Below are 21,418 nucleotides of genomic sequence, written 5' to 3' on the forward strand. Positions count from 1 at the left end.
AACGCTGCTGGTGAAACTTGTGGTATGTTGAAGCGCTATCGCAGCGCCGCCGTGAAGCGCTGGATTCGGCGGCAGGCCTCCTCCAGAAGATCTTCGGAGGTGGCGTAGGAGATACGGAAGTTCGGTCCCAGGCCGAAGGCCGAGCCATGGACGACGGCCACGCCTTCGGTCTCCAGAAGTTCGGTCACGAAGTCCTCGTCGCTCTCGATGACCTTCCCGGACGGTGCCGTCTTGCCGATCGTACCGGCGCAGGAGGGATAAACGTAGAAAGCACCCTCGGGGACGGGGCATTCAATGCCGTTTGCCTGATTGAGCATGGAGACGACGAGATCGCGCCGGCCCTTGAAGATCTCCTGGTTGCGCGGGATAAAGTCCTGCGGACCGTTCAGCGCTTCCAGCGCGGCCCATTGTGAAATGGACGAGGCGCCGGAGGTCTGCTGACCCTGGATCATGTCCATGGCCTTGATGAGTTCGATCGGACCGGCCGCGTAGCCGATGCGCCAACCCGTCATCGCGTAAGCCTTGGAAACGCCATTCATGGTGAGCGTACGCTCGTAGAGGCGTGGTTCGATCTCCGCGATGGTGTGGAAGGTGAAATTGTCATAGGTGAGATGCTCATACATGTCGTCGGTGAGCACCCACACGTGCGGATGCTTCAGGAGCACCTCGGCCAAGGCCTTCAACTCTTCGCCGGTATAGGCGGCGCCGGAGGGATTGGACGGGGAATTCATGATGAGCCACTTGGTTTTCGGCGTAATCGCCTTTTCCAGCGCCTCGGGCTTAAGCTTGAAGCTGTCTTCCAGCTTCGTCTCGGCGTAGACCACTTCACCGCCGCAGATGGCCACCATCTCGGGGTAGCTCACCCAGTAGGGGGTGGGGATGACGACCTCGTCGCCGGCGTTGAGCGTTGCCATGAAGGCATTGAAGAGGATCTGCTTTCCGCCGGTGCCGACAATGGTCTGCTTCCAATCGTAGTCGAGATTGTTCTCGCGCTTGAACTTGGCGGCGATAGCCTCGCGCAGGGGCTGGATGCCGGACACCGGCGTGTATTTGGTCTCGCCGCGATTGATCGCGTCAATGGCCGCCTGCTTAACATTGTCCGGCGTGTCGAAATCCGGCTCGCCGGCACCAAGCCCGATGACATCGCGGCCCTGCGCTTTCAGATCGCGCGCTTTCTGCGTGACGGCGATTGTGGCTGAAGGCTTTACGCGTGAGAGGGCATCGGCAAGAAAGGCCATGATCCAATATCTCCGGTGGGATTTTCTCTTGCCCCCGCATGGACAGGGCAGGGACAGCCCCTTTTTGTCCCATCGCGCCCCGAATCTCAAGGCCATCGCCGGATAATCGGCATTAACCGCCACTCAATTGTTCGGGTGCAATGTTTTGCCGGTTTTCAGGTGCTTGCAGAAAGGCATCCCGTGGCGGGCAGAACGGACTTGGAGCAGATCACACGCGAGGGGGATGGGTCCTTCGTCGCCATCTGGGGCGTGCACAGGCTTTGCAGCGCCTTCCAGCCGCTGTTCGTCTTCCAGGGTGGCCGATTGAAGATCATCGGTTACGAGGGCCTTCTGCGCCCGTTTCGCGGTGCACAGACGATTGGCCCGGGGCTGTTCTTCTCCAGCCTCCCGGAGGAAGACCGCTTTCAAGTAGAGAACCTGACACGGAACCTGCATCTGATGAATGCTGGACGCAGTCTCGACGACAAGGGCGATGTTTTCGTCAATTTCGATCCGAGTCTGTTCGTCGATTGCGCGCTGGTCGATCCGGCGCTGGTAAGAATGCGCGCCGTGCTGGCTGAAGCGGGCATCGATCCGGAACGGGTGGTCTGTGAAATCACAGAACAGAAGGCCCGATCGGAACCGATGCTGGGGTGGTTTGTCGAGGCGCTGCGTCAGAATGGCTATCGGGTGGCAGTGGATGACTACGGCGTCGAGGACTCCGATATGCATCGGATCCTCTCTCTGCGGCCGGATATCGTGAAGTTCGACGCGCAATGGCTGAGAGCGCTCATGTGCTCGAAGTCTGGGTCGGACCTGCTTTTCGAGATGGTTCGCCGGTTTACCGGAATGGGCATTCACACCGTGTTTGAAGGCCTGGAGGAAAGCTGGCAGGTGGAAGTGGCCGAACGCGCCGGCGTCTCGATGGTGCAAGGGTTTGCATTGGCGCGGCCGGCGTTGGCACCCGCCGATTTCAGCGCCTTCGGCCAGCGCTATGAAGGGCACGGAGGGTAAGATGACGCGGGGTAAGACACTTGCCGAGAAGATCGACGCGGCCATTCTGGTCGATGAAGTCGGCATTGAGACCGGTCGCCATGGCCCTTTCCGTCTGAAGACGCTTTATCAGCCGGTGTTTCGCAACATACCGGCGGGTCTGGCGCCATGCGGCGTGACGGGAACGACACAGGCGCAGCATGAAGGCCAACCGATCTCGATGCAGACGTTTCTGGCCGAACTGTCAGCCGAAGACTGTGATTTCGTCGACTGCCTGTGCCGAGCGCTCCACCTGCGCAATCACGCCAATATCGGCGTGGACGGGCTGACACTCTTTCTGGATTGCAACCAGCAGATCTACGGAACGGGCCAGGTTCCGCCCGGTGCGTTCGACTATCTGATGAGTTGCCTGGACGAGATCGACTTTGATCCAGCACTACTTGTCTGCGAGTTCGCTAACGGCGATGAGGCGGGACAGGAAGACATTGTCCAGGGTCTGCGCCATCGCGGAATTCGCCTGGCCATCGGCGACTTCGGTATGAGCCAGACGTCGCTTTCGCGGATCAGTCTGCTCGATCCGGAAGTCATCAAGATCGAGCGAGCGTTTTTTCACCGGATCGCGGATATACCAACGGCGGCCAGACTACTGGCGCTGCTGATCGACGCCCTGCGGCGCGAGGGGAGGCATGTTTTCATCACGGGGATCGAAAAGCAGGAGCATCTGCGCGTGGCGCTCGAAAGCGGTGCGGATTTTCTCCAGGGGCAACTTCTCGGTGGTGCCAGGATCGCCGGGGCCATTTTCGACACCACTCCGTTTCAGCCGTCCACACTGCTCAGCTCGGACGAAAAGGTCATCCCGCTTTTCGGGAATCATTCCAGGGAACCGTGAGGGAGGAGCGGTTACGCTCGGCTTCAACTTTCTTGAATTAAGTCGCAAATATTTTCATTGGTCGGCGGCGTTGTGAACGGCCCATATCAAGCTCGAAACGGGAGGTTTCGATGAAGCTCTATGGAATGACCGACAGCGGCAACTGCTATAAGCCGCGCCTTCTTCTCGCCAAGCTGGGTACCGCCTATACGAATGTTGAGACAAGTTCGCGTGACGGCACGACGCGGCAATCCGACTTTCTGAACAAGAACCCGATTGGCAAGGTGCCCGTGCTGGAACTGGATGACGGGCGGTTTCTGGCTGAATCCAATGCCATTCTTCTTTATCTCGCAGAGGGCACACGCTTCCTGCCTGACGATCGGTATGAGCGGGCGTTGGTTTATCAGTGGCTCTTTTTTGAGCAGTACAGCCACGAGCCCAATATCGCCGTGCGGCGAGCATTACGAACCTATCCCGAGCGGGCCGAACTGGCCACACCGGAAAAGCTCGCCGCCACCTTTGAGGGCGGCAATGCAGCGCTCAGCGTTATGGACCGGCAGCTTTCACAGACACCTTTTCTCGTGGGCGATACGCTCACCGTCGCTGATATCGCGCTTTATGCCTATACGCACGATGCGGATTTGGGCGGCTTCGATCTGACGGGATATCCGTCCATTCTGGCCTGGCTTGGGCGGGTCGAGGCCGATCCCGGCCATGTGCCCATGCTTTAGATTTCACACAAGCAAAGTCTGATGACCGACCGCTGGCCTGGCTGTGGCCAGCGGTCGGTTTGTTTGATGCTGTGGGAACTGCTTCAGAACCTGACAGAAACTTGGATGTTTCCACAGAGGTTGCCTCTCTCTGTCATCCGTACGTCATGGTCCGCGTTGCATAGGCTACGCACGCAGCTATCCTTCACCCAATCATAAAGGGGGCAATAATGTCTTTACGAAGCATCACTATGGCGGCCGCAGTCGCGACGGCATTCGTTCCGATTTCCGGCGCGATGGCTCAGGATAAGACCGAAATACAATGGTGGCACGCCATGAGTGGCCGCTTGGGTGATCTTTTGCAGCAGCAGGTGGAGCAATTCAACGAGTCTCAGGATGAATATGAGGTAGTTGCCACATATAAGGGCACTTATTCCGAGACGCTGAATGCGGGTATTGCCGGCTTCCGTGCCGGTGAGCAGCCGCACATCATGCAGGTTTACGAGGTCGGCACCGCCACGATGATGGCAGCCAAGGGCGCTATCAAGCCGGTTTACCAGTTGATGGAAGAGGCAAACGAGCCTTTCGACCCGAACGCCTATCTTGCGGCCGTCGCCGGCTATTATACCACGACCGACGGCGAGATGCTGTCGCTTCCCTATAACTCGTCTACGCCCGTGCTTTACATCAATCAGCAGGCGTTGGAAGAGGCCGGGGTCGACCCCGATACGAAGCCCGAGACCTGGCCCGAGGTGGAGGAGCTGCTCGTCGAGCTCAAGGAAAACGGTGTCGAATGTCCCTTCACGACCGCCTGGCAATCGTGGATACATCTCGAAAATCTGAGCTCCTACCACAATCAGCCTTTTGCGACCGAAGAAAACGGTTTCGCCGGTGTCGATACGGAGCTGGTCTTCAACGGCGAGCTGCAGAACAAGCATATAGCGATGCTGGCAGACTGGGCGGATCGCGGGTTGTTCACCTATGGCGGCCGCGGCAGTGATGCCGGTCCGCTGTTTCGCTCCGGTGAGTGCGCCCTCTATACGGAATCTTCCGCGGGTTATGCGGGTGTGAAAGCCGAGGCCGAGTTCCCGTTCTCCGTGTCCAGCCTGCCTTACTGGCCGGATGTGGAAGGTGCGCCTTACAACACCATCATTGGCGGTGCGTCGCTGTGGGTGATGTCGGGCCACGATGACGCTGAATATGTCGGCGTTGCGAAGCTTCTTTCCTTCCTGTCCAGCCCGGAAATCCAGGCGCAATGGCATCAGGACACGGGATACCTGCCGATCACCAACGCAGCTTACGAGCTGACCAAGGAATCGGGTTTCTATGAAGAAAACCCCGGGACCGACATTGCGATCATTCAGATGACCGGCAAGGAGCCGACGCCGAACTCGAAAGGGCTGCGTCTCGGCAGTTTCGATCAGATCCGTGCCGTCATCAATGAGGAACTGGAGATGGTCTGGCAGGGTGATAAAGATCCCTCGGCTGGCCTCGATGAGGCGATTTCGCGCGGCAACCAACTGCTGCGCCGCTTCGAGCAGTCCGTCGAGTAAAACACCATCCATGCGCGGCCGGTTCGCCGGCCGCGCTTTTTTCTGATTGTTCCTCGTATGGAAAAACGCGTCAGCTTCAATAATAGGGCGCTGCCCTATCTTTTGCTGTTCCCACAGCTTGCCGTCACGGCTGTATTCTTCTTCTGGCCTGCAGGACAGGCGCTCTACCAGTCGTTTCTGCGCCCTGATCCATTCGGGCTGAGTGCCCGTTTCGTGGGACTTGAGAATTTCCGGTACATCCTGACCGACCCGCTGTATCTGCAATCCTTTGCGACTACGGCGATCTTCACCAGTCTCGTCACATTCGTGGCCATGGCCGTGGCGCTGTTCCTGGCGGCCATGGCGGATCAGGTGATCAAGGGGTCGGGGGTCTACCGGACTCTTATCGTCTGGCCGTATGCCGTCGCCCCGGCAGTGGCGGGTGTCATGTGGATGTTCATGCTGCAGCCCTCCATTGGCGTCATCGCATTTTACATGAAGCAACTGGGAATCACCTGGAATCCGTTGCTTGACGGTCAAGACGCCATGCTTCTGGTTGTGCTGGCTTCGGCCTGGAAGCAGGTGAGCTACAACTTCCTGTTCTTTCTCGCGGGGATGCAGGCGGTTCCGCGGAGCCTGATCGAGGCGGCGGCTATTGACGGGGCAGGGCGCTGGCGGCGCTTTTGGACGATTATCTTTCCGTTGCTTTCGCCGACCACCTTCTTCCTGCTGGTCATCAATATTGTCTACGCCTTCTTCGAGACGTTTGGCGTCATTCATACCATGACCTCGGGTGGTCCCGGGCGAGCGACGACGACGCTCGTCTACAAGGTTTATGCAGATGGCTTCGTGGGACAGGATCTCGGCTCGTCGGCCGCGCAATCAGTCATCCTGATGGTCGTGGTCAGCGTGCTTACCGTAATTCAGTTCCGCTATATCGAGCGGCGCGTTCACTACTGAGGCATCGTCATGGTCGAGAAACGGGGAGTCGGGACGGTTTTGACACATGTTGCCCTGATCCTGGGGATAGGGCTTCTGTGTTTCCCGCTATACCTGACCTTTGTCGGTTCCACGCATACCAGCCGTGACGTTCTGAGCGTGCCCATGCCGTTGTTGCCGGGGGACCAGATGGTGCGCAACTATACGGTGGCGCTGACATCGGGGGTCGGCGTCGGCGTGGCGAAGATGCTGGCGAACTCCATGGTGATGGCCCTGGGCATCGCGGTGGGGAAGATCGCGATTTCCATGCTGTCGGCCTATGCCATCGTGTATTTCCGCTTCCCCTTCCGAATGGCGGCATTCTGGGCGATCTTCATGACGCTCATGCTCCCGGTGGAAGTGCGCATCGTACCTACATTCGAGGTGGTCGCCTCGCTTAACATGCTCAACTCCTACACCGGCCTGATTTTGCCGCTGATAGCCTCGGCAACCGCCACCTTCCTGTTCCGCCAGTTTTTTCTGACGGTTCCCGACGAACTGGTGGAGGCAGCTCGCGTGGACGGGGCAGGGCCTATGCGCTTCTTCAAGGACATCCTCCTGCCGCTCTCGCGCACGAACATGGCCGCGCTCTTCGTCATCCTCTTCATCTATGGCTGGAACCAGTATCTCTGGCCGCTGCTGATCACCACAAGGGGGGACATGAACACCATTGTCATGGGCCTCGGCCAGATGATCCCGTCCGCGGACGACTATGGCGACTGGCCGGTGACCATGGCTGCGGCCACCCTTGCCATTGTCCCGCCGGTAGCTGTCGTCATTTTCATGCAGCGCCTTTTCATCAAAGGCCTGGTCGAAAGCGAGAAGTAGTCATGAGTGCAATCGCAATTCGCGATGTGAGGAAGACCTACGGCAAGACCGAGGTTATCCACGGAGTAAGTCTGGATATCGAGGATGGTGAATTCATCGTCATCGTCGGGCCGTCCGGATGTGGAAAATCGACCCTGCTGCGCATGGTTGCTGGATTGGAGACCATTACCGCCGGCACGATCGATATCGGCGGGCGCGTGGTGAACCAACTGGAGCCGCGCGAGCGCGACATCGCCATGGTCTTCCAGAACTATGCGCTCTACCCGCACATGAGCGTCTACAACAACATGGCGTATGGGCTGAAGATCGCCGGCTTTTCCAAGGCGGATATCCAGGCCCGCGTCGAAAAGGCGGCGGCCATGCTGCAACTGCAAGATTTTCTGGATCGCAAGCCGCGCCAACTCTCCGGCGGTCAGCGTCAGCGTGTTGCCATGGGGCGTGCGGTGGTGCGCGACCCGGCGGTCTTCCTGTTCGACGAGCCGTTATCGAATCTCGATGCCAAGCTGCGTGTGCAGATGCGCCTCGAGATCAAGCGGCTGCAGCAGTCGGTGGGCACGACCGCGCTCTACGTGACGCACGATCAGGTGGAAGCGATGACATTGGCCGACAGGCTTGTGGTCATGCATGATGGTATCGCCGAGCAGATCGACACGCCGCTTGCCGTCTACGAGCGGCCTGCCACTACATTCGTGGCGGGGTTCATCGGTTCACCGGCCATGAACATGCTTCCTGCAGAGGCGTGCGGGGCGGATGGGCTAAAGCTTGCCAATGGCGAAATCGTCAAGCCATCCGAAGCACCTCTGCCGGAAGCCGGGCGGCAGGTTACGCTCGGCGTGCGGCCGGAGCATCTGGAGCCGGCCTCGGAGAGCGCGGCGGAGCTGATGCTGGAAGTCTCTGCGGTGGAAACGCTGGGTGCCGATACACTGGCGCACGGTCATCTCATCGGCGTGAGCAATGGCGACGGCGAACTCGTCGCGCGTTTGCCGGGAAATGCGAAGGTGAATGCGGGAGACCGGCTGCCGCTGGCGATCGAACCGGGCATGGCACATCTCTTCGATGCCGAGAGCGGTAAGCGGCTGGGAAAGGACGCTTCGGGAGCGCGGCCTTTCCGTTCGAAAGCAAGCGCGTCGGCGGAGGCGTAAGAGCCTGACCTAGGCTCGGTTCGACGGGCTGTTGCTGGCGATTTTCTATGCTTCCGGTGCTCATGCACCACCATGTGCACCGCGTTCGCCGCCTACAAAAGTTCAGGCGCCAGGGCTCAGGCGACCGCCGAAAGGTCTTCGCTCCTGGGGGCCTCGGACTGCCGTTTTGCGCGCAGTACGATATCGAGGGCGGCGTTCAATTCATCGAGATCCACGTAGAAGATGCGGGCGAGGCGAACGGGGATGAGATCCTCGGCCACGCCCTGTTCCAGAAGTTTCTCGACAGCGATCCTGAGCTGGAACCTGTTCGTCAGGCGCGTCTTGATATTGTCTTCATGCGTATAGCGCATCACGTCCTCGGCCCTACCGATGGCAATCACTCGCGGCACAAACGGAAACACCTGGATTCCAGGTTGCGGGTAAAACTCAGCATCCCGAATCGCTTTTTGAAGGTTAGGCCGAAGATTGATTCGGGCGCAAGGATGATTTCTTATAGTTGTATAATCGCAGATTGACAGATCAGAAGGCAAAGCTCGCCTGATCTGGATGCGCATCAGGCGAAATGGCGCCTTCCAATCCCAGCATCTTCTGCTTGGTTGCGGTGCCGCCAGGCGCAGAGAAGCCGCCGAGCTTGCCGCCGGCAGCCAGGATGCGATGGCACGGGATGATGAGAGGAATGGGATTGCGCCCGAGCGCGACGCCCGTCTCTTGCGCGGACTTCGGAAAGCCTGCCTCAGTCGCCAGCGCGCCGTAGGTGGTGGTTTCGCCATAGGCAAGGCGGCGCGCGGCGCGATAAATCGCCTGGTGAAATGGCGGGGTGCCATCGAGGTCGACCGGGGTTTGCGCAAAATCCTCGCGCTCGCCCTCGAAGTAGCGGACCACGGCGGCGACCGTCTTCGCTATCTCGCCGGAAGGCGTGGCCGCACTGGAAGCGGACCGCCGCTTCGTCAACTCCTCTTCAGCCGGGGCAGGGGCATCCACCGGGAGCATAAAACGGCAGACGCCGCGCTCGCTCCAGACGATGCCGCAAAAACCAAAGGCGGTTTCGAAGACATGATGGAAAGACATCCCACGCCCCAAGATGATGAATGCGGATCATTCTAGTCTCGAGAGTGGCACAAATCAAGAACGAACTAAGGCGGTTCCGATGGATTGAACGGGCACCCCCGATGGGGTATTCAAAAGGCGGGCGGAGGTTGGAAAACGTGGGATTGTGAGCCTTGCCCGATATTCTCCGAACCTTCAGTCTTTGCATATTCCTCAGTCTTCCGATGACGGCTGCCTGCAGCACGGCCGGGAACGCTGAATTGACCGAGGACACGTCCGACGGTGATGAGGCAGTTGCGGCGGAAGCTTATGCCGCGGGGCAGGCGAGGCCGGCGGCACTGACGGCGTTCGAGGCAAGCGGCAAGGTGCGCCCGGTGGAAGCGCGCAGCGAGGAACTCGATGCGCTGATCGCCAAATATGCCAGGCACTACGAGGTGCCGGAGCGGCTTGTCCGCCGCGTGGTCGACCGGGAGAGCGACTTCAATCCCGCCGCGCGTAACAAGATCTACTGGGGGCTCATGCAGATCCGCCACGATACGGCGCAGATCATGGGCTATCGCGGGCCGGCAAGCGGGCTGCTCGATGCCGAGACCAATCTGAAATACGCGGTCAAATATCTGCGCGGCGCCTATATCACGGCTGGCGGCAACGAGGACCGCGCGGTGCGCCACTATGCGAGCGGGTATTATTACGACGCCAAGCGCAAGGGGCTGCTCAAGGAAACCGGACTGCGGAACTGAGGCGCTTCCTCCTGCCCCTCACGCCCAGCCGCCCTCGAAGAGCGGCTTCACCGGGTGGCGGGAGCGGACCATGCGCAGGCGGCGGATGGCTTCGGCGTGTTCGTAGTCCTCGTGCTCGGTTTCGAGATCGAGCCCGTATTCGCCTTCGGGGTTCGTGCGCGCGCCGACCAGGATGAACTCCGCGCCCTCGAAGTCGAGCAGATGCGCATCCTCGCGGGCGAAGCGGCGGTCGCGGAATTCCTCCTGCAGCTTGTCCGGATATTCGGCGTCGTCCTCCCCGCCGAGGCCGGCATTGGCAGGGCTGCCTTTCTCAGGGTTCTTGATCGATAGCGCGAAGCTCGCCTCCGGCACGATGCGAAAGGCCTTTTGCACCTCACCCGGCTTTTCCGGCAGTTCCAGCTTGTAGGACAGGTGCATCTGCCCGTCCTCCAGCGACAGCACGTAGACGCCCTCGCCAGCGGGGCGGGCGGCGGGCTGCTCCTGGCGCCCACGCGTCTTGGTGCGGTATTCCTCGCCGCGCAGCTCCGGCTCGATCTTCTTGGCGGAGTCGGCCACCATCTCGACAAAGCCCCAGAAGCGCTCGTGGCGCTCGGCATCGGGCAGGCGCTTGCGGCCGACGATCATCAGGCGCACATGCTCGCCGCCGACGGGCCGCAGCACCATCTCGAAGCGCTGTACGTCGCCGGTGCCGTGCGGCTCGTCCTCGTTCACCTTGGGCCGGTACAGGAAGAAGATGTCGCCTTCCTCCAGGATTTCGGTGTTTCGGTCGTCGGAGCGGGCCATGGTGCTTCTCCATTTCGTTTCGGTTTCGAACGAGGGCAGGGGTGAGGGTGTTCCTTGTTTGCGCTCACAATGCGCGACGGCCCCATGAGCACAGTTGGATTGGGGTCTTGCGAGCTTCACCCGGTGTAATGGCGCGCGGCATCGTCGCCACGCCCGGATTCTTCGCCGTCTGGCCTTTGGTAAATCGGGAAACGGGGCGCGTGGTCCGTGCCTCTCTATTAATTTAAGTGGCGCGTTCCACGCGCCCCGCCGGCTGCTGTCCCACGGTTGGCCGGTCACTCGGGCCTCCGCTCCTGCCCGGCTGCACCCAATTAGGGGGTGGTCTCGGCCGGGCCGAAGAAGAAGCTCTAGCGGCTTCTCCGCGGCTTCCGCGATGCTGTCTGGAACCCAGCATCCGTTTTTCCGAAACACTGTCTCTGACCCAGTGTCCCGGTGCCGCCGGCCTGTTGCGGGCCCTCACATGCCTGTGGCTACCGGAGCACCGCAGGGGGAGGCTGCCGCCGCCCTCCCTGATCCCCGGTCCGGACCCGGTTCCCGCGAGAGCGATGGGTGCAGAATAAGGGTGGCCGAGAGGGCGGGGATAAAATTCCTAGAAAAAATTTTGGGCTGCTGACACCTGGTGACATTTGGTGGCCAGCGCAGCGGCTACGGAACACGGTCGGGAGGGCCNGCAGAATAAGGGTGGCCGAGAGGGCGGGGATAAAATTCCTAGAAAAAATTTTGGGCTGCTGACACCTGGTGACATTTGGTGGCCAGCGCAGCGGCTACGGAACACGGTCGGGAGGGCCATCGTTGCGGGCGCTCAGGCGATAACCAAAGGAGAAAGACCATGGCCAAACGCATTTCAGCGCTGACGGGCGCGGCTATGGCCGTCGGCTTGATGATGAGCGGGGGCGCTGCGGCGCAGACGCAATGCGGCGCCTCCTACGCGGTCAAGCCGGGTGACACGCTCTACCAGATAACGCAGCAGTGCCGCGTAACGATGAGCCGCATCATGAACCTTAACCCGAGCCTCGGTAATCCGCGCGATATCGAGGTGGGCACCGAAATCCGCCTCGCCGCCACGGAAGGCCAGCAACGTGAGCCATCGCCGCGCGGGCCCCAGGGCGACACCTACCGTGTCGAACAGGGCGACACGATGTATTCGATCGCACAGGCGTTCGGCCTGTCGGTGATCGAAATGCTGGAGGCGAATTCCCAACTCGATCCGTTCGATATCGAGGTCGGTCAGGTCATCGAGCTTCCCGGCGACCAGCCCGCGGCGAGCGTGCAGGTACGCCCGACAAGCGGTGAGCCCGGCCAGCCCGTAACCGTTCGCGCGGACGGCCTGCGCCCCAACGACTGGGTGACAATCGGCGCCGGTCCGCAGGCGTCGGAATGGGAGGAGATCGAGTCGGTCCAGGTCTCCGATGACGGCGAGATCGCCGCGGAGGTGCGCGTGCCGAGCTGGGCGGAGCCCGGGGACAATCTCATCTTCGTGGTCGATACCGATCGCGGCATGACCTTCAAGTCGGGCGTCTTCAACGTCGCCGCGCGCGATGGCGGCGGGGAAGGCGGTGACGGCCGCACGCTCGAAGGCCGGGTAAGCCAGGGCACGGAATGCCATACGCTCGAAACACCCGATGGCGATGTCTGGTCGCTGGTCAGCGACCAGGTCGAATTCACGTCCGGTGAATATGTCGAGGTCACGGGCCAGAGGGCCGAAGCCTCCTTCTGCATGCAGGGCGTGGGGACGCTTCAGGTCAGCTCAATCGAGGAGGTGAGCCCGCCGGATGAGTAGCTTCCGGAAAACTCCGGTATCCGGCATCATAGGCGACGGGCTGGTCCCGTCGCCTTTTTTGTTGGCGCCGCAGGGGCGATGGGAGCATGAAAAGATCGGTGGCGGAGCTCCAGCTGGCGGAACGGACGTGACGTGCCCGCTTTGGCGTGAGATGTTCGCCTTGGACGCAACAGGATGGAGGCTCAAATGGGCGATTGGAAACTCCCGCGGGAAGGCGGGTGCCGCTGCGGGCAGGTGCGGATCAGGGTGAGTGCTGCGCCGCTGGTTACAATGGCTTGCCACTGCACCGGCTGCCAGCGCATGAGCTCCTCGGCCTTTTCGCTATCGGCCGCCATTCCCGCCGACGGATTCGAGGTGGTGCGGGGCGAGCCTACGATCGGCGGCCTGCATGGCGCCTCTCGGCACTATTTCTGCCCGCACTGCATGACGTGGATGTTCACGCGGCCGGAAGGGATGGATTGGATGGTCAATCTGCGGCCTACCATGCTGGACGACTCGTCAGGCTTCGCTCCCTTCATCGAGACCTGGACCAGCGAGAAGCTGCCCTTCGCGCAGACCGGGGCGGTACACGCCTACGAGGCGCTGCCGCCGATGGACGCGTATGAGGGGCTGATGAAGGAGTTTGTGGAGTGGGCGGGGAGGTGAGGCACGGGCTTCGCCTCATGCACCGTGCGCGGCTCTGGCGATTTCGCCCCTCTCTTGCGATTTCTAACACTTAGCCTCCGCTGCGCTCCAGCTAAGGTGTTGAAATCGCTTTCTCTCCCACAAGGGGAGAGATACGGTCGGCTTCGGCCTTACCGCTTATCGCAAAGTCGGGAGATTTGCTGAAGCGACTGCGCCGCCTGTATCTCGCCCCTTGTGGGAGAGAAAGCAAATTCTTGGGTTTGGCGCAGCCAAGCCCTTAGAATTTGCAAGAGAGGGGCACTTTCACCGTTCCTTCACTCGCGCCTTCGCCTCCTGGAGGATCGTGAGGCAGACGCCATTCAGATTTTCCTCCACCTCGTCGTTCCAGACGCGCAGGGTTTTGAGGCCGCGATTTTCCAAGTGTCGGTCGCGCACTGCATCGCGGGGCGATTGCGAATGCTGACTGCCATCCACTTCGATGATCAGCCGGGCTTCGAAGCAGACGAAGTCGAGAATGTAGCCGTCGAGCGGCACCTGGCGCTTGAACTTCAGGCCTTCGAGCCGCTTGGCTCGCAGAGCCTGCCAGAGCAGGTTTTCGGCCTTCGTCGCGTCGGCGCGCATTGTGCGGGCGAAGGTGCGGTGAGGTGGTGGGACGGATTGGTGCGGCATGGTGTGGCTCTGGCGGTTTTGCCCCTCTCTTGCGATTTCTAACACTTAGCCTCCGCTTCGCTCCAGCTAAGATGTTGAAATCGCTTTCTCTCCCACAAGGGGAGAGATTCCGCTGCCATCTTCTTTGCAGTTAATCGCAAAAGTTGGAGATTGCTGAAGCGATTGCTCCGCCTTTATCTCTCCCTTGTGGGAGAGAAATCAAATTCTTGGGTTTGGCGCAGCCAAGCTCTTAGAATTTGCGCGGTGCCTTTCCTGTCCGCGCCCGCACGGAGCCAAGCGGCTAGGCATTCGAGGGTTCGCCCGGCCTTGGGATCTGGCGTGAATTAGTTATCACCATTTTACCGGCGCCGGCCTCGAATACGACATCACCCACATGGACTTCTTCCGCTTGCTGGCTCCAAAACCACTCTGCAACGGCAGAGACTTGAAAACTCGTGGAAACGGCACTTGCTAATTCTCCGCCTGCTTTGGTCAGCTTAATCGCGTTGAGATTTCGAGACTCATTATCCGGAAAGAGAACGCCGATAACTTGTTTCCCCATTCGAAAATGCGCGATCTGATTCTGATTCGGAGTAATTGTTCGCCTAAGCTTTCCTCCTCCGAATGTGACAAAGCCCGCTTCTTCAAGAACGAGCCATTCGCCGTAATGGACTGCCGTGCCGACCGGTCCTTTGAGTATAAAGGAATCGTCAATGCACCAAGGAAGAACGGCATCAATCATCTGGGCCGTTTGTAGGTCAAGCATCGATGCAAAGTGCAATGTGGCAGGAGAGAACTTGCCAGGTTTCCTGATTTCCCCCGCAAGTATCTTACCAAAGAGGCTGCGCAGGTTTTCGGAAGATGCCCGCGATGCATAGCTCTCGAAGAGGTCAAGCCAATCGTCCCTTGGACCTTCGGAAGTCTCCGGGGCGGGATTGCTCTCCAACTCCTCAACTACCTGTCGAGCGATAGCATCACGATTTCTCTGCTCACGATAAACTCGACCCAGCAGGTTGTCGAGGCCCCGCTCAAGAAGCTGTCTGTCTTCAAGGCCGAGCTCTACTGATTTAGCCGCAAGCTCTTCCATAACAGTTCTTCGAGCGTCCGTCTCATCTCGGATCGCCTGCGCCTTCTGCTCCAACCATGCGGCAGGGATTTCGACACCCGCTCCTAAAAGGCGGCTAATTGCTTTCCCCGCTGGCCCTAGCAACAACTGGGGTAAGCCTCCGTCAGTGATTTTGTCTAGCCAACGTTGTTCTTCAGATTCTTCGGGCACGGCAGCGGGCCTCGGCGCGATAAATTAGCTATCCATAGTCTCGAGCACGAATGTCATCCAAGTTCCCCGATTCTACAAGCGACATAGGGCTTTTCTGCCCGTCTCACGTTTTGCCGTCGTCAGGTGCCTGCAATTCGATGGTGGTGAGATAGGTTTCGTAAAAGACGCGATCGACGCTGGCGCAGCGCCACAGGCCGTTGGCTTCCCGACGCAAGCCGGTGATCTCGTTCGGCTGGTCGGCCATGATCTCTGGTCGGCTGGCATGGGTGACCGCCCCCGAGCCGGTCGACTGCGTCAGTCGTTCCCCTTCGGAGTTAGCTGCATCCTCAAAAATACCCCTGCAACGGCCTGACCTCCAAGCTCCCCGCCTTCAACGCAGCAATCGCCTCGGCCACGGCTGCTGCCCCCGACATGGTGGTGTAATACGGCACCTTCTGCATCAGCGTGGCGCGGCGTAGGGACTTCGAGTCCGAGACCGCTTTCTGGCCGTCGGTCGTGTTGAAGACGATCTGGACCTGGCGGTTGCGGATGGCGTCCTCGATGTGGGGGCGGCCTTCGAGGACCTTGTTGATCTTTTCGGCGGGCACGTCGTTTTCGCGTAAGAAACGGGCCGTGCCGCCGGTGGCCAGCACCTTAAAGCCGATGTCGGACAGGCGCTTGACGGCGGGCAGGACGCGCGCCTTGTCCTCGTCGCGCACGGAGACGAAGAGCGTGCCGGAGCGGGGCAGGTCGACGCCGGCGCCGAGCTGCGACTTGGCGAAGGCCAGAGCGTAGTCGTGGTCGAGGCCCATGACCTCGCCGGTGGATTTCATCTCCGGGCCGAGCAGCGTGTCGACGCCGGGGAAGCGGGCGAAGGGGAAGACGGCTTCCTTGACCGCGATGTGGCCGGGATTGTGCACATCCGGCCGCGTGCCATAGGGGGCGAAGGCGGCCTCCAGGCTCTCGCCGGCCATGATGCGCGCGGCGATCTTGGCGATCGGGCGGCCAATGGTCTTGGCCACGAAGGGCACGGTGCGCGAGGCGCGCGGATTGACCTCCAGCACGTAGACCTCGCCGTCCTTGACGGCGAACTGCACGTTCATCAGGCCGCCGACATTGAGCGCGCGAGCGAGTGCTGCGGTCTGGCGCTCGAGCTCTTCCACCAGATCCGGCGCGAGCGAGTGGACCGGAAGGGAGCAGGCGCTGTCGCCCGAGTGGATGCCGGCCTCCTCGATGTGCTCCATGATGCCGGAAACGAAGACGTTCTCGCCGTCGCACAGGCAGTCGACATCGACCTCGATGGCCTCGGTCAGATAGGTGTCGAAGAGGAGCGGGTTCTTCGACAGGAGCGTGTTGATCTGGCCGGTCTTGTCGGCCGGGTATTTCTGGCGGATTTCCTCGGGCACGAGGCCGGGGACCGTGTCGAGCAGATAGGACTGGAGGCGCGTCTCGTCCGGGATGATCTGCATGGCGCGGCCGCCCAGGACATAGGACGGGCGCACGACCAGCGGGTAACCCAGCTCGCCGGCGACGAGGCGGGCCTGCTCGACGGAGAAGGCGATGCCGTTGTTGGGCTGCTTGAGGCCGAGTTTGGTGAGCAGCTTCTGGAAGCGGTCGCGGTCTTCGGCCAGATCCAGCATGTCCGGCGTGGTGCCGAGGATGGGGATGCCGGCCTTTTCCAGCGCGTCGGCAAGCTTCAGCGGTGTCTGGCCGCCATACTGGACGATGACGCCGACAAGCTCGCCCTTGGCCTGCTCGGCGCGCATGATCTCCAGAACGTCCTCGGGGGTGAGGGGCTCGAAGTAAAGGCGGTCGGAGGTGTCGTAGTCGGTCGAGACGGTCTCGGGATTGCAGTTGACCATGATCGACTCGTAGCCGGCATCGGCCAGCGCGAAGGCGGCGTGGCAGCAGCAATAGTCGAACTCGATGCCCTGGCCGATGCGGTTCGGCCCGCCGCCGAGGATGACGACCTTCTTGCGGTCGGAGACCTGCGCCTCGTCGACTGGGGCGCCGGCGAAGGGTGTCTCATAAGTAGAGTACATGTAGGCGGTGGGGGCGGCGAACTCGGCAGCACAGGTGTCGATGCGCTTGTAGACGGGGTGGACGCCGAGGGATTCGCGAGTCTTTCTGACCTCTTCCGTCTCTTTCCTCAACAAGGAGGCGAGGCGCGAGTCGGAAAAGCCCATGGCCTTGAGCATGCGCAGATTGGCGGCGTCGGCTGGCAGGCCGTGCTCGCGCACGCGCTCTTCCATAGCGACGATTGCCGCGATCTGCTCCAGGAACCAGGGGTCGATGCGGCAGATCTGGTGCACTTCGTCGAGCGAAGTGCCCATGCGGATGGCTTGGGCGACCATGCGCAGGCGATCGGGCGTGGGCGTGCCGAGGGCGGCGCGGATGGCGTTCTTGTTCTCCGAAGGATCGCCCTCGGAATCGTAGCCGGGGATCTCGATCTCATCCAGGCCGGTGAGGCCGGTTTCCAGGCCGCGCAGGGCCTTCTGCAGCGACTCGGCGAAGGTGCGGCCGATGGCCATGACCTCGCCGACGGACTTCATGGCCGTGGAAAGGACGGGCTCCGAGCCGGGGAACTTCTCGAAGGCGAAGCGCGGGATCTTGGTGACGACGTAATCGATGGAGGGCTCGAAGGAGGCGGGGGTGGCGCCGCCGGTGATGTCGTTTTCGAGCTCGTCCAGCGTGTAGCCGACGGCGAGCTTTGCCGCGACCTTGGCGATGGGGAAGCCGGTGGCCTTGGAGGCGAGCGCGGAGGAGCGGGAGACGCGCGGGTTCATCTCGATGACGACGATGCGCCCGTTCTCCGGATTGACGGCGAACTGCACGTTGGAGCCGCCGGTCTCGACGCCGATCTCGCGCAGGACGGCGAGGGAGGCGTTGCGCATCAGCTGATATTCCTTGTCGGTCAAGGTCAGCGCCGGGGCAACGGTGATGGAATCGCCGGTGTGCACGCCCATCGGGTCGATGTTCTCGATGGAGCAGATGATGATGCAATTGTCCGCGTGGTCGCGGACGACCTCCATCTCATACTCCTTCCAGCCGAGCACCGATTCCTCGATGAGGACTTCGGTCGTGGGGGAGGCGTCGAGGCCAGAGGAGACGATGTCGAAGAATTCCTCCCGGTTATAGGCGACGCCGCCGCCCGTGCCACCGAGCGTGAAGGAAGGGCGGATGATGGCCGGAAGGCCTACCGTGTCGAGCGCCTGGGCAGCCACGGCCATGGCGTGGCTCATGTAGCGCTGCTTGCGATCGGCCTCGCCCAGTTGCCAGTCTGTCTCAAGCGCATCGAAGGCGGCGTCCAGCTCCTCGCCGGAATATTTCTCACGCAGCTCGGCGCGTTTCGCCTCGTGCTTCTTGCGGTCCTCCTCCTTGGCGTCGGTCGCGTTGGCAAGCATGGAGGCCGGCGTCTCGAGGCCGATCCTGGCCATGGCCTCGCGGAAGAGAGCGCGATCTTCGGCCATGTCGATGGCCTCGGCGTTGGCACCGATCATCTCGACATCGTAGCGCTCCAGGACGCCCATGCGGCGGAGCGACAGGGCCGTGTTGAGCGCGGTCTGTCCGCCCATGGTTGGCAGCAGCGCGTCGGGCTTTTCCTTGGCGATGATCTTGGCCACCACTTCCGGGGTGATCGGCTCGATGTAGGTGGCGTCCGCCAGCTCCGGGTCGGTCATGATGGTGGCCGGGTTGGAGTTGACCAGGATGACGCGATAGCCCTCAGCCTTCAGCGCCTTAACGGCCTGGGTGCCGGAATAGTCGAATTCGCAGGCCTGGCCGATGATGATGGGACCGGCCCCGATGATCAGGATCGACTTTATGTCTGTGCGTTTGGGCATGGAAAATCCGTTCGTGGTGCGGCTGCGCGAGCGCCATGGTGTGGCACGTCGCACAGAGAAGGATCAAACTGTCAGGCTAGGCGGGCCTTATAGGCAAGGATGGCCGGCGACGGAACCCCGAAAATGTGAACGGGAATGCGGCGTTATGACCGGGTGCGGAGTTCGGGGCGAAAAAGATGGGGAAGACGCGTCAAACCTTCGCCGGCTCGCCTCGAAATAATGGCTTTGCGGAGGGGGACTGCACGAGCGTAGCCAGGATGCTGTCGAGCAGGCCGGGGAAGCGCGCGTCGACATCAGCCCTGCGCAGCGAGACAAGGCGGGAGGTGCCGCGCGGCTCCACATGGACAATGCCGGCCTCGCGCATCTTGGAGAGGTGATAGGTCAGGTTCGACTTTGACGTCGTTGTGTTGGCAAAGTGCGAGCAGGGAAGGGGCTGCCCCTCCTTGCGCGCGAGCTCTCGCAGAATGGCCAAGCGCGTAGGATCGCCCAGCACAGCAAGCACGCTGGCGAGGTTGATGTCTTCCGCGGGCGGGTGATGCAGTACCATACCGGGAAAGTAATCCATCTTACCCGGGATGCAAGTGAGAGCCGGGCGATGCGAGCGTGGCGGACGAGCCTGTTCGCAGCGCCGAGTAACCTGGGGCTCGTCGCTGCCGGGCTGGTGATCATCGCTCTCGTGGTGCTTGCGGTTAGTGCCAGGCAACGAGTCCGCGGAACGGCGGCAGCGCGGGTATAATCACCTCTACAGCCGCTGCGTGAATACTCCGCTCGTGGGGCGCAGCCATGACATGACTCCCTCGCGGAGGAGGATCAGCTGTCCGGCTATGTGCCCGAAGATGCGAATGAGAGCCTTGTAACCGATCCACCGCTTCGTGGGAAATCGCCACTTCTCCAGCAGGGCGGCGCTGATAGATGCGCTGGTCATGAGTTGGGTGGGACAGGATGCGGAGCGGCTGCGCAGCCGCTCTTTCTGGCGATGTCACGCTTTTTCACCCGCATTTATGTGTCCAAACAAAAGTCCCCGCCACAGGACGAAGCCGAACGCGTGCTGGCTCTCCTCGTGGCGGGGCTCAAGGCTGGGCCGTGATCTCGGCGATTAAAGTGCGGTTCGGTGAGGCCTGCCCACCTGTGCCAAACCGTGTGAAACGGCCCTGCCCACGGTCACCAGTGCATATTTCAGCGCTGCTGAACGCTTCCTGTTCGCGCGGTCGGCGATACCGCGTACGCCTGGGGTGGAGCGCATTCCGATTGTATAGTGCGACATTAGAACCTCCTGTGGAAGCAATGCCGCGGGTGCCGCCGTCCGGCAAAGCCGGCCGGGACCGCGCGCATTGGGCGTCGTCATCGGTCAGATGATCGGTTTTCGGGTTACCTGGGTGGCTTGGTTCGCTTTCGCGTCCCTAGCCTATCACTAAAGTAGTAAAACGGATTTCTCACACAAGAGGAAATATCTTTCCCGTTGTGTGCGTTATGTTAACATGAGGCCATGAATCGCCGCCTGCCCAACCTGAATGCTGTGAGAGCTTTCGATGCTGCGGCCCGGCATCAGAGCTTCTCCCGCGCTGCCGACGAGCTTGGCGTCACGCACGCTTCTGTCAGCCGGTACGTGAAGAATCTCGAGGAGGATCTCGGCGTCACACTGTTCGAGCGCAGGCATCGGCAGGTCGCGCTGACGGCGGCGGGATCGCGCTATGCGGAAATTGTCGCCGACGCGTTGATGCTGATTTCTCTGGACACGGGCACGAAGGTGACGCGCAAGGCGAAGGGGAGGGTGGTTGTCGAGGCCGATTCGGACCTCGCGTTCCTGTGGCTTATGCCGCTGCTGAATAAGGCCGCGCTTGATGCACTTGGCGTCGAGCTTGAATTGCGCCCCTATTCCGAGCCGCCACGCACGATTGCGCCCGACTCCGATCTGGCGCTCACCTGGGGCCCCATGGACGTGCCCGGTTTTTCCCGTGAGCTCTTGCTGAACTTCACGTCATTTCCGGTCTGCGCGCCGGAAAAGGCGGGTGAGGTGGTCGCCAAGGGGCTGGCCGCGCAGGCGCTCATCCACGACCGGGGGCTGAACGATTGGGATGAGGTGTTGAAGCGCAAGGGAGGCAACCTAGACACAGCACGCGGTTATCTCATGTTTCATCGGACCTATTTCTCCCTTGAAGCCGCCGCGAAAGGAATGGGGGTCGCGATCGGGGATGATGTTACGGCCGGCGCAATGCTGCGTGACGGCAGGCTGGTGCGGCCCTGCGGACCCAACCTTCCCGGCCGGAAGTCGTTTTATCTTTCGTCGAGTTCACGCCGGCCGATACGGCCCGCCGTCGAGGCGATGCGCTCGTGGCTGCTCGAACGCGCGGCCGAGCATACCGAATGGGCGCGGGAGGCGGGGTTTTCGAGCCTTTGACTGCTGCTTCTTCAGGCTGGCGAACGCGCTGAC

20 protein-coding genes are annotated in these 21,418 nt (G+C 61.2%); 11 read left to right on the top strand and 9 right to left on the bottom strand.

All coding sequences use genetic code 11. The features are described from left to right. Positions 1-35 precede the first annotated feature (35 nt). A complete protein-coding gene (locus LY631_RS16160) occupies positions 36-1,238 on the bottom strand; it encodes a pyridoxal phosphate-dependent aminotransferase (protein WP_274426621.1) in 1,203 nt (400 codons plus the stop codon). 180 nt (positions 1,239-1,418) lie between these two features. On the opposite strand from LY631_RS16160, the gene LY631_RS16165 reads away from it, so the two are divergent. The 7 genes from LY631_RS16165 to LY631_RS16195 all read left to right on the top strand — a co-directional run bounded on the left by LY631_RS16165 (position 1,419) and on the right by LY631_RS16195 (position 8,268). After that, positions 1,419-2,231: an EAL domain-containing protein gene (locus tag LY631_RS16165; RefSeq protein WP_274426622.1), complete on the top strand. Its 813-nt coding sequence runs from the start codon at positions 1,419-1,421 to the stop codon at positions 2,229-2,231. A gap of 1 nt (position 2,232) precedes the next feature. Continuing rightward, entirely contained in the window at positions 2,233-3,099 is an 867-nt protein-coding gene (locus LY631_RS16170) for an EAL domain-containing protein (RefSeq protein ID WP_274426623.1), read from the top strand. A gap of 110 nt (positions 3,100-3,209) precedes the next feature. After that, complete coding sequence (locus tag LY631_RS16175; RefSeq protein WP_274426624.1) at positions 3,210-3,809, top strand: glutathione S-transferase family protein; 600 nt, start codon at positions 3,210-3,212, stop codon at positions 3,807-3,809. A gap of 209 nt (positions 3,810-4,018) precedes the next feature. Continuing rightward, positions 4,019-5,341: a sn-glycerol-3-phosphate ABC transporter substrate-binding protein UgpB gene (ugpB, locus tag LY631_RS16180; RefSeq protein ID WP_274426625.1), complete on the top strand. Its 1,323-nt coding sequence runs from the start codon at positions 4,019-4,021 to the stop codon at positions 5,339-5,341. Between the two features lie 57 nt (positions 5,342-5,398). After that, entirely contained in the window at positions 5,399-6,280 is an 882-nt protein-coding gene (gene ugpA, locus LY631_RS16185; protein ID WP_274426626.1) for a sn-glycerol-3-phosphate ABC transporter permease UgpA, read from the top strand. Positions 6,281-6,289: 9 nt separating this feature from the next. Next, positions 6,290-7,126 (top strand): sn-glycerol-3-phosphate ABC transporter permease UgpE, encoded by an 837-nt coding sequence (ugpE, locus tag LY631_RS16190; RefSeq protein WP_274426627.1) that lies wholly within the window; start codon positions 6,290-6,292, stop codon positions 7,124-7,126. Between the two features lie 2 nt (positions 7,127-7,128). After that, positions 7,129-8,268, top strand: a complete 1,140-nt coding sequence (locus LY631_RS16195) for a sn-glycerol-3-phosphate import ATP-binding protein UgpC (RefSeq protein ID WP_274426628.1) — start codon at positions 7,129-7,131, stop codon at positions 8,266-8,268. 116 nt (positions 8,269-8,384) lie between these two features. Here LY631_RS16195 and LY631_RS16200 read toward each other — a convergent pair whose 3' ends face one another. Together LY631_RS16200 and LY631_RS16205 are read right to left on the bottom strand one after the other, a co-directional pair. Further along, complete coding sequence (locus tag LY631_RS16200; protein ID WP_274426629.1) at positions 8,385-8,657, bottom strand: hypothetical protein; 273 nt, start codon at positions 8,655-8,657, stop codon at positions 8,385-8,387. A 130-nt stretch (positions 8,658-8,787) separates the two neighbouring features. Then, entirely contained in the window at positions 8,788-9,336 is a 549-nt protein-coding gene (locus LY631_RS16205; protein ID WP_274426630.1) for a methylated-DNA--[protein]-cysteine S-methyltransferase, read from the bottom strand. A 239-nt stretch (positions 9,337-9,575) separates the two neighbouring features. Between LY631_RS16205 and LY631_RS16210 the strand changes: the two genes are divergently transcribed. Further along, a complete protein-coding gene (locus LY631_RS16210; RefSeq protein ID WP_274426631.1) occupies positions 9,576-10,055 on the top strand; it encodes a lytic transglycosylase domain-containing protein in 480 nt (159 codons plus the stop codon). 18 nt (positions 10,056-10,073) lie between these two features. On the opposite strand, the gene LY631_RS16215 is transcribed toward LY631_RS16210, so the two are convergent. Next, a complete protein-coding gene (locus tag LY631_RS16215) occupies positions 10,074-10,838 on the bottom strand; it encodes a hypothetical protein (protein ID WP_274426632.1) in 765 nt (254 codons plus the stop codon). A gap of 829 nt (positions 10,839-11,667) precedes the next feature. On the opposite strand from LY631_RS16215, the gene LY631_RS16220 reads away from it, so the two are divergent. Further along, positions 11,668-12,618 (top strand): LysM peptidoglycan-binding domain-containing protein, encoded by a 951-nt coding sequence (locus tag LY631_RS16220; RefSeq protein WP_274426633.1) that lies wholly within the window; start codon positions 11,668-11,670, stop codon positions 12,616-12,618. Between the two features lie 186 nt (positions 12,619-12,804). Further along, entirely contained in the window at positions 12,805-13,263 is a 459-nt protein-coding gene (locus LY631_RS16225) for a GFA family protein (RefSeq protein WP_274426634.1), read from the top strand. A gap of 282 nt (positions 13,264-13,545) precedes the next feature. Here the strand turns inward: LY631_RS16225 and LY631_RS16230 are convergent, their stop codons facing one another. The 5 genes from LY631_RS16230 to LY631_RS16250 form a co-directional block, all read right to left on the bottom strand. Continuing rightward, positions 13,546-13,956 (bottom strand): endonuclease domain-containing protein, encoded by a 411-nt coding sequence (locus tag LY631_RS16230; protein ID WP_338000443.1) that lies wholly within the window; start codon positions 13,954-13,956, stop codon positions 13,546-13,548. Positions 13,957-14,191: 235 nt separating this feature from the next. Next, entirely contained in the window at positions 14,192-15,166 is a 975-nt protein-coding gene (locus tag LY631_RS16235) for a DUF2806 domain-containing protein (protein WP_274426635.1), read from the bottom strand. A gap of 103 nt (positions 15,167-15,269) precedes the next feature. Then, entirely contained in the window at positions 15,270-15,410 is a 141-nt protein-coding gene (locus LY631_RS16240) for a hypothetical protein (protein WP_274426636.1), read from the bottom strand. Positions 15,411-15,492: 82 nt separating this feature from the next. Beyond that, positions 15,493-18,987 carry a carbamoyl-phosphate synthase large subunit gene (gene carB / locus LY631_RS16245; RefSeq protein WP_274426637.1) on the bottom strand — a complete coding sequence of 1,165 codons (3,495 nt, stop codon included), beginning with the start codon at positions 18,985-18,987 and terminating at the stop codon, positions 15,493-15,495. A gap of 190 nt (positions 18,988-19,177) precedes the next feature. Next, on the bottom strand, positions 19,178-19,534 hold the full coding sequence (locus tag LY631_RS16250; RefSeq protein ID WP_274426638.1) for an ArsR/SmtB family transcription factor: 357 nt from the start codon (positions 19,532-19,534) through the stop codon (positions 19,178-19,180). 939 nt (positions 19,535-20,473) lie between these two features. On the opposite strand from LY631_RS16250, the gene LY631_RS16255 reads away from it, so the two are divergent. After that, positions 20,474-21,385: a LysR family transcriptional regulator gene (locus tag LY631_RS16255; protein WP_274426639.1), complete on the top strand. Its 912-nt coding sequence runs from the start codon at positions 20,474-20,476 to the stop codon at positions 21,383-21,385. The last annotated feature ends 33 nt before the right edge of the window (positions 21,386-21,418 follow it).

Origin of the sequence: Chelativorans sp. YIM 93263 (genome assembly GCF_028767125.1) — a bacterium.
Taxonomy (GTDB): domain Bacteria; phylum Pseudomonadota; class Alphaproteobacteria; order Rhizobiales; family Rhizobiaceae; genus Chelativorans.

Coding starts and splice junctions, on each gene's coding strand:
- ugpE (WP_274426627.1), top strand. CDS start 6,290: ATGGTCGAGAAACGGGGAGTCGGGACGGTTTTGACACATGTTGCCCTG.
- ugpB (WP_274426625.1), top strand. CDS start 4,019: ATGTCTTTACGAAGCATCACTATGGCGGCCGCAGTCGCGACGGCATTC.
- LY631_RS16160 (WP_274426621.1), bottom strand. CDS start 1,238: ATGGCCTTTCTTGCCGATGCCCTCTCACGCGTAAAGCCTTCAGCCACA.
- carB (WP_274426637.1), bottom strand. CDS start 18,987: ATGCCCAAACGCACAGACATAAAGTCGATCCTGATCATCGGGGCCGGT.
- LY631_RS16195 (WP_274426628.1), top strand. CDS start 7,129: ATGAGTGCAATCGCAATTCGCGATGTGAGGAAGACCTACGGCAAGACC.
- LY631_RS16205 (WP_274426630.1), bottom strand. CDS start 9,336: ATGTCTTTCCATCATGTCTTCGAAACCGCCTTTGGTTTTTGCGGCATC.
- LY631_RS16170 (WP_274426623.1), top strand. CDS start 2,233: ATGACGCGGGGTAAGACACTTGCCGAGAAGATCGACGCGGCCATTCTG.
- LY631_RS16220 (WP_274426633.1), top strand. CDS start 11,668: ATGGCCAAACGCATTTCAGCGCTGACGGGCGCGGCTATGGCCGTCGGC.
- ugpA (WP_274426626.1), top strand. CDS start 5,399: ATGGAAAAACGCGTCAGCTTCAATAATAGGGCGCTGCCCTATCTTTTG.
- LY631_RS16240 (WP_274426636.1), bottom strand. CDS start 15,410: ATGGCCGACCAGCCGAACGAGATCACCGGCTTGCGTCGGGAAGCCAAC.
- LY631_RS16255 (WP_274426639.1), top strand. CDS start 20,474: ATGAATCGCCGCCTGCCCAACCTGAATGCTGTGAGAGCTTTCGATGCT.
- LY631_RS16215 (WP_274426632.1), bottom strand. CDS start 10,838: ATGGCCCGCTCCGACGACCGAAACACCGAAATCCTGGAGGAAGGCGAC.
- LY631_RS16175 (WP_274426624.1), top strand. CDS start 3,210: ATGAAGCTCTATGGAATGACCGACAGCGGCAACTGCTATAAGCCGCGC.
- LY631_RS16250 (WP_274426638.1), bottom strand. CDS start 19,534: ATGGTACTGCATCACCCGCCCGCGGAAGACATCAACCTCGCCAGCGTG.
- LY631_RS16225 (WP_274426634.1), top strand. CDS start 12,805: ATGGGCGATTGGAAACTCCCGCGGGAAGGCGGGTGCCGCTGCGGGCAG.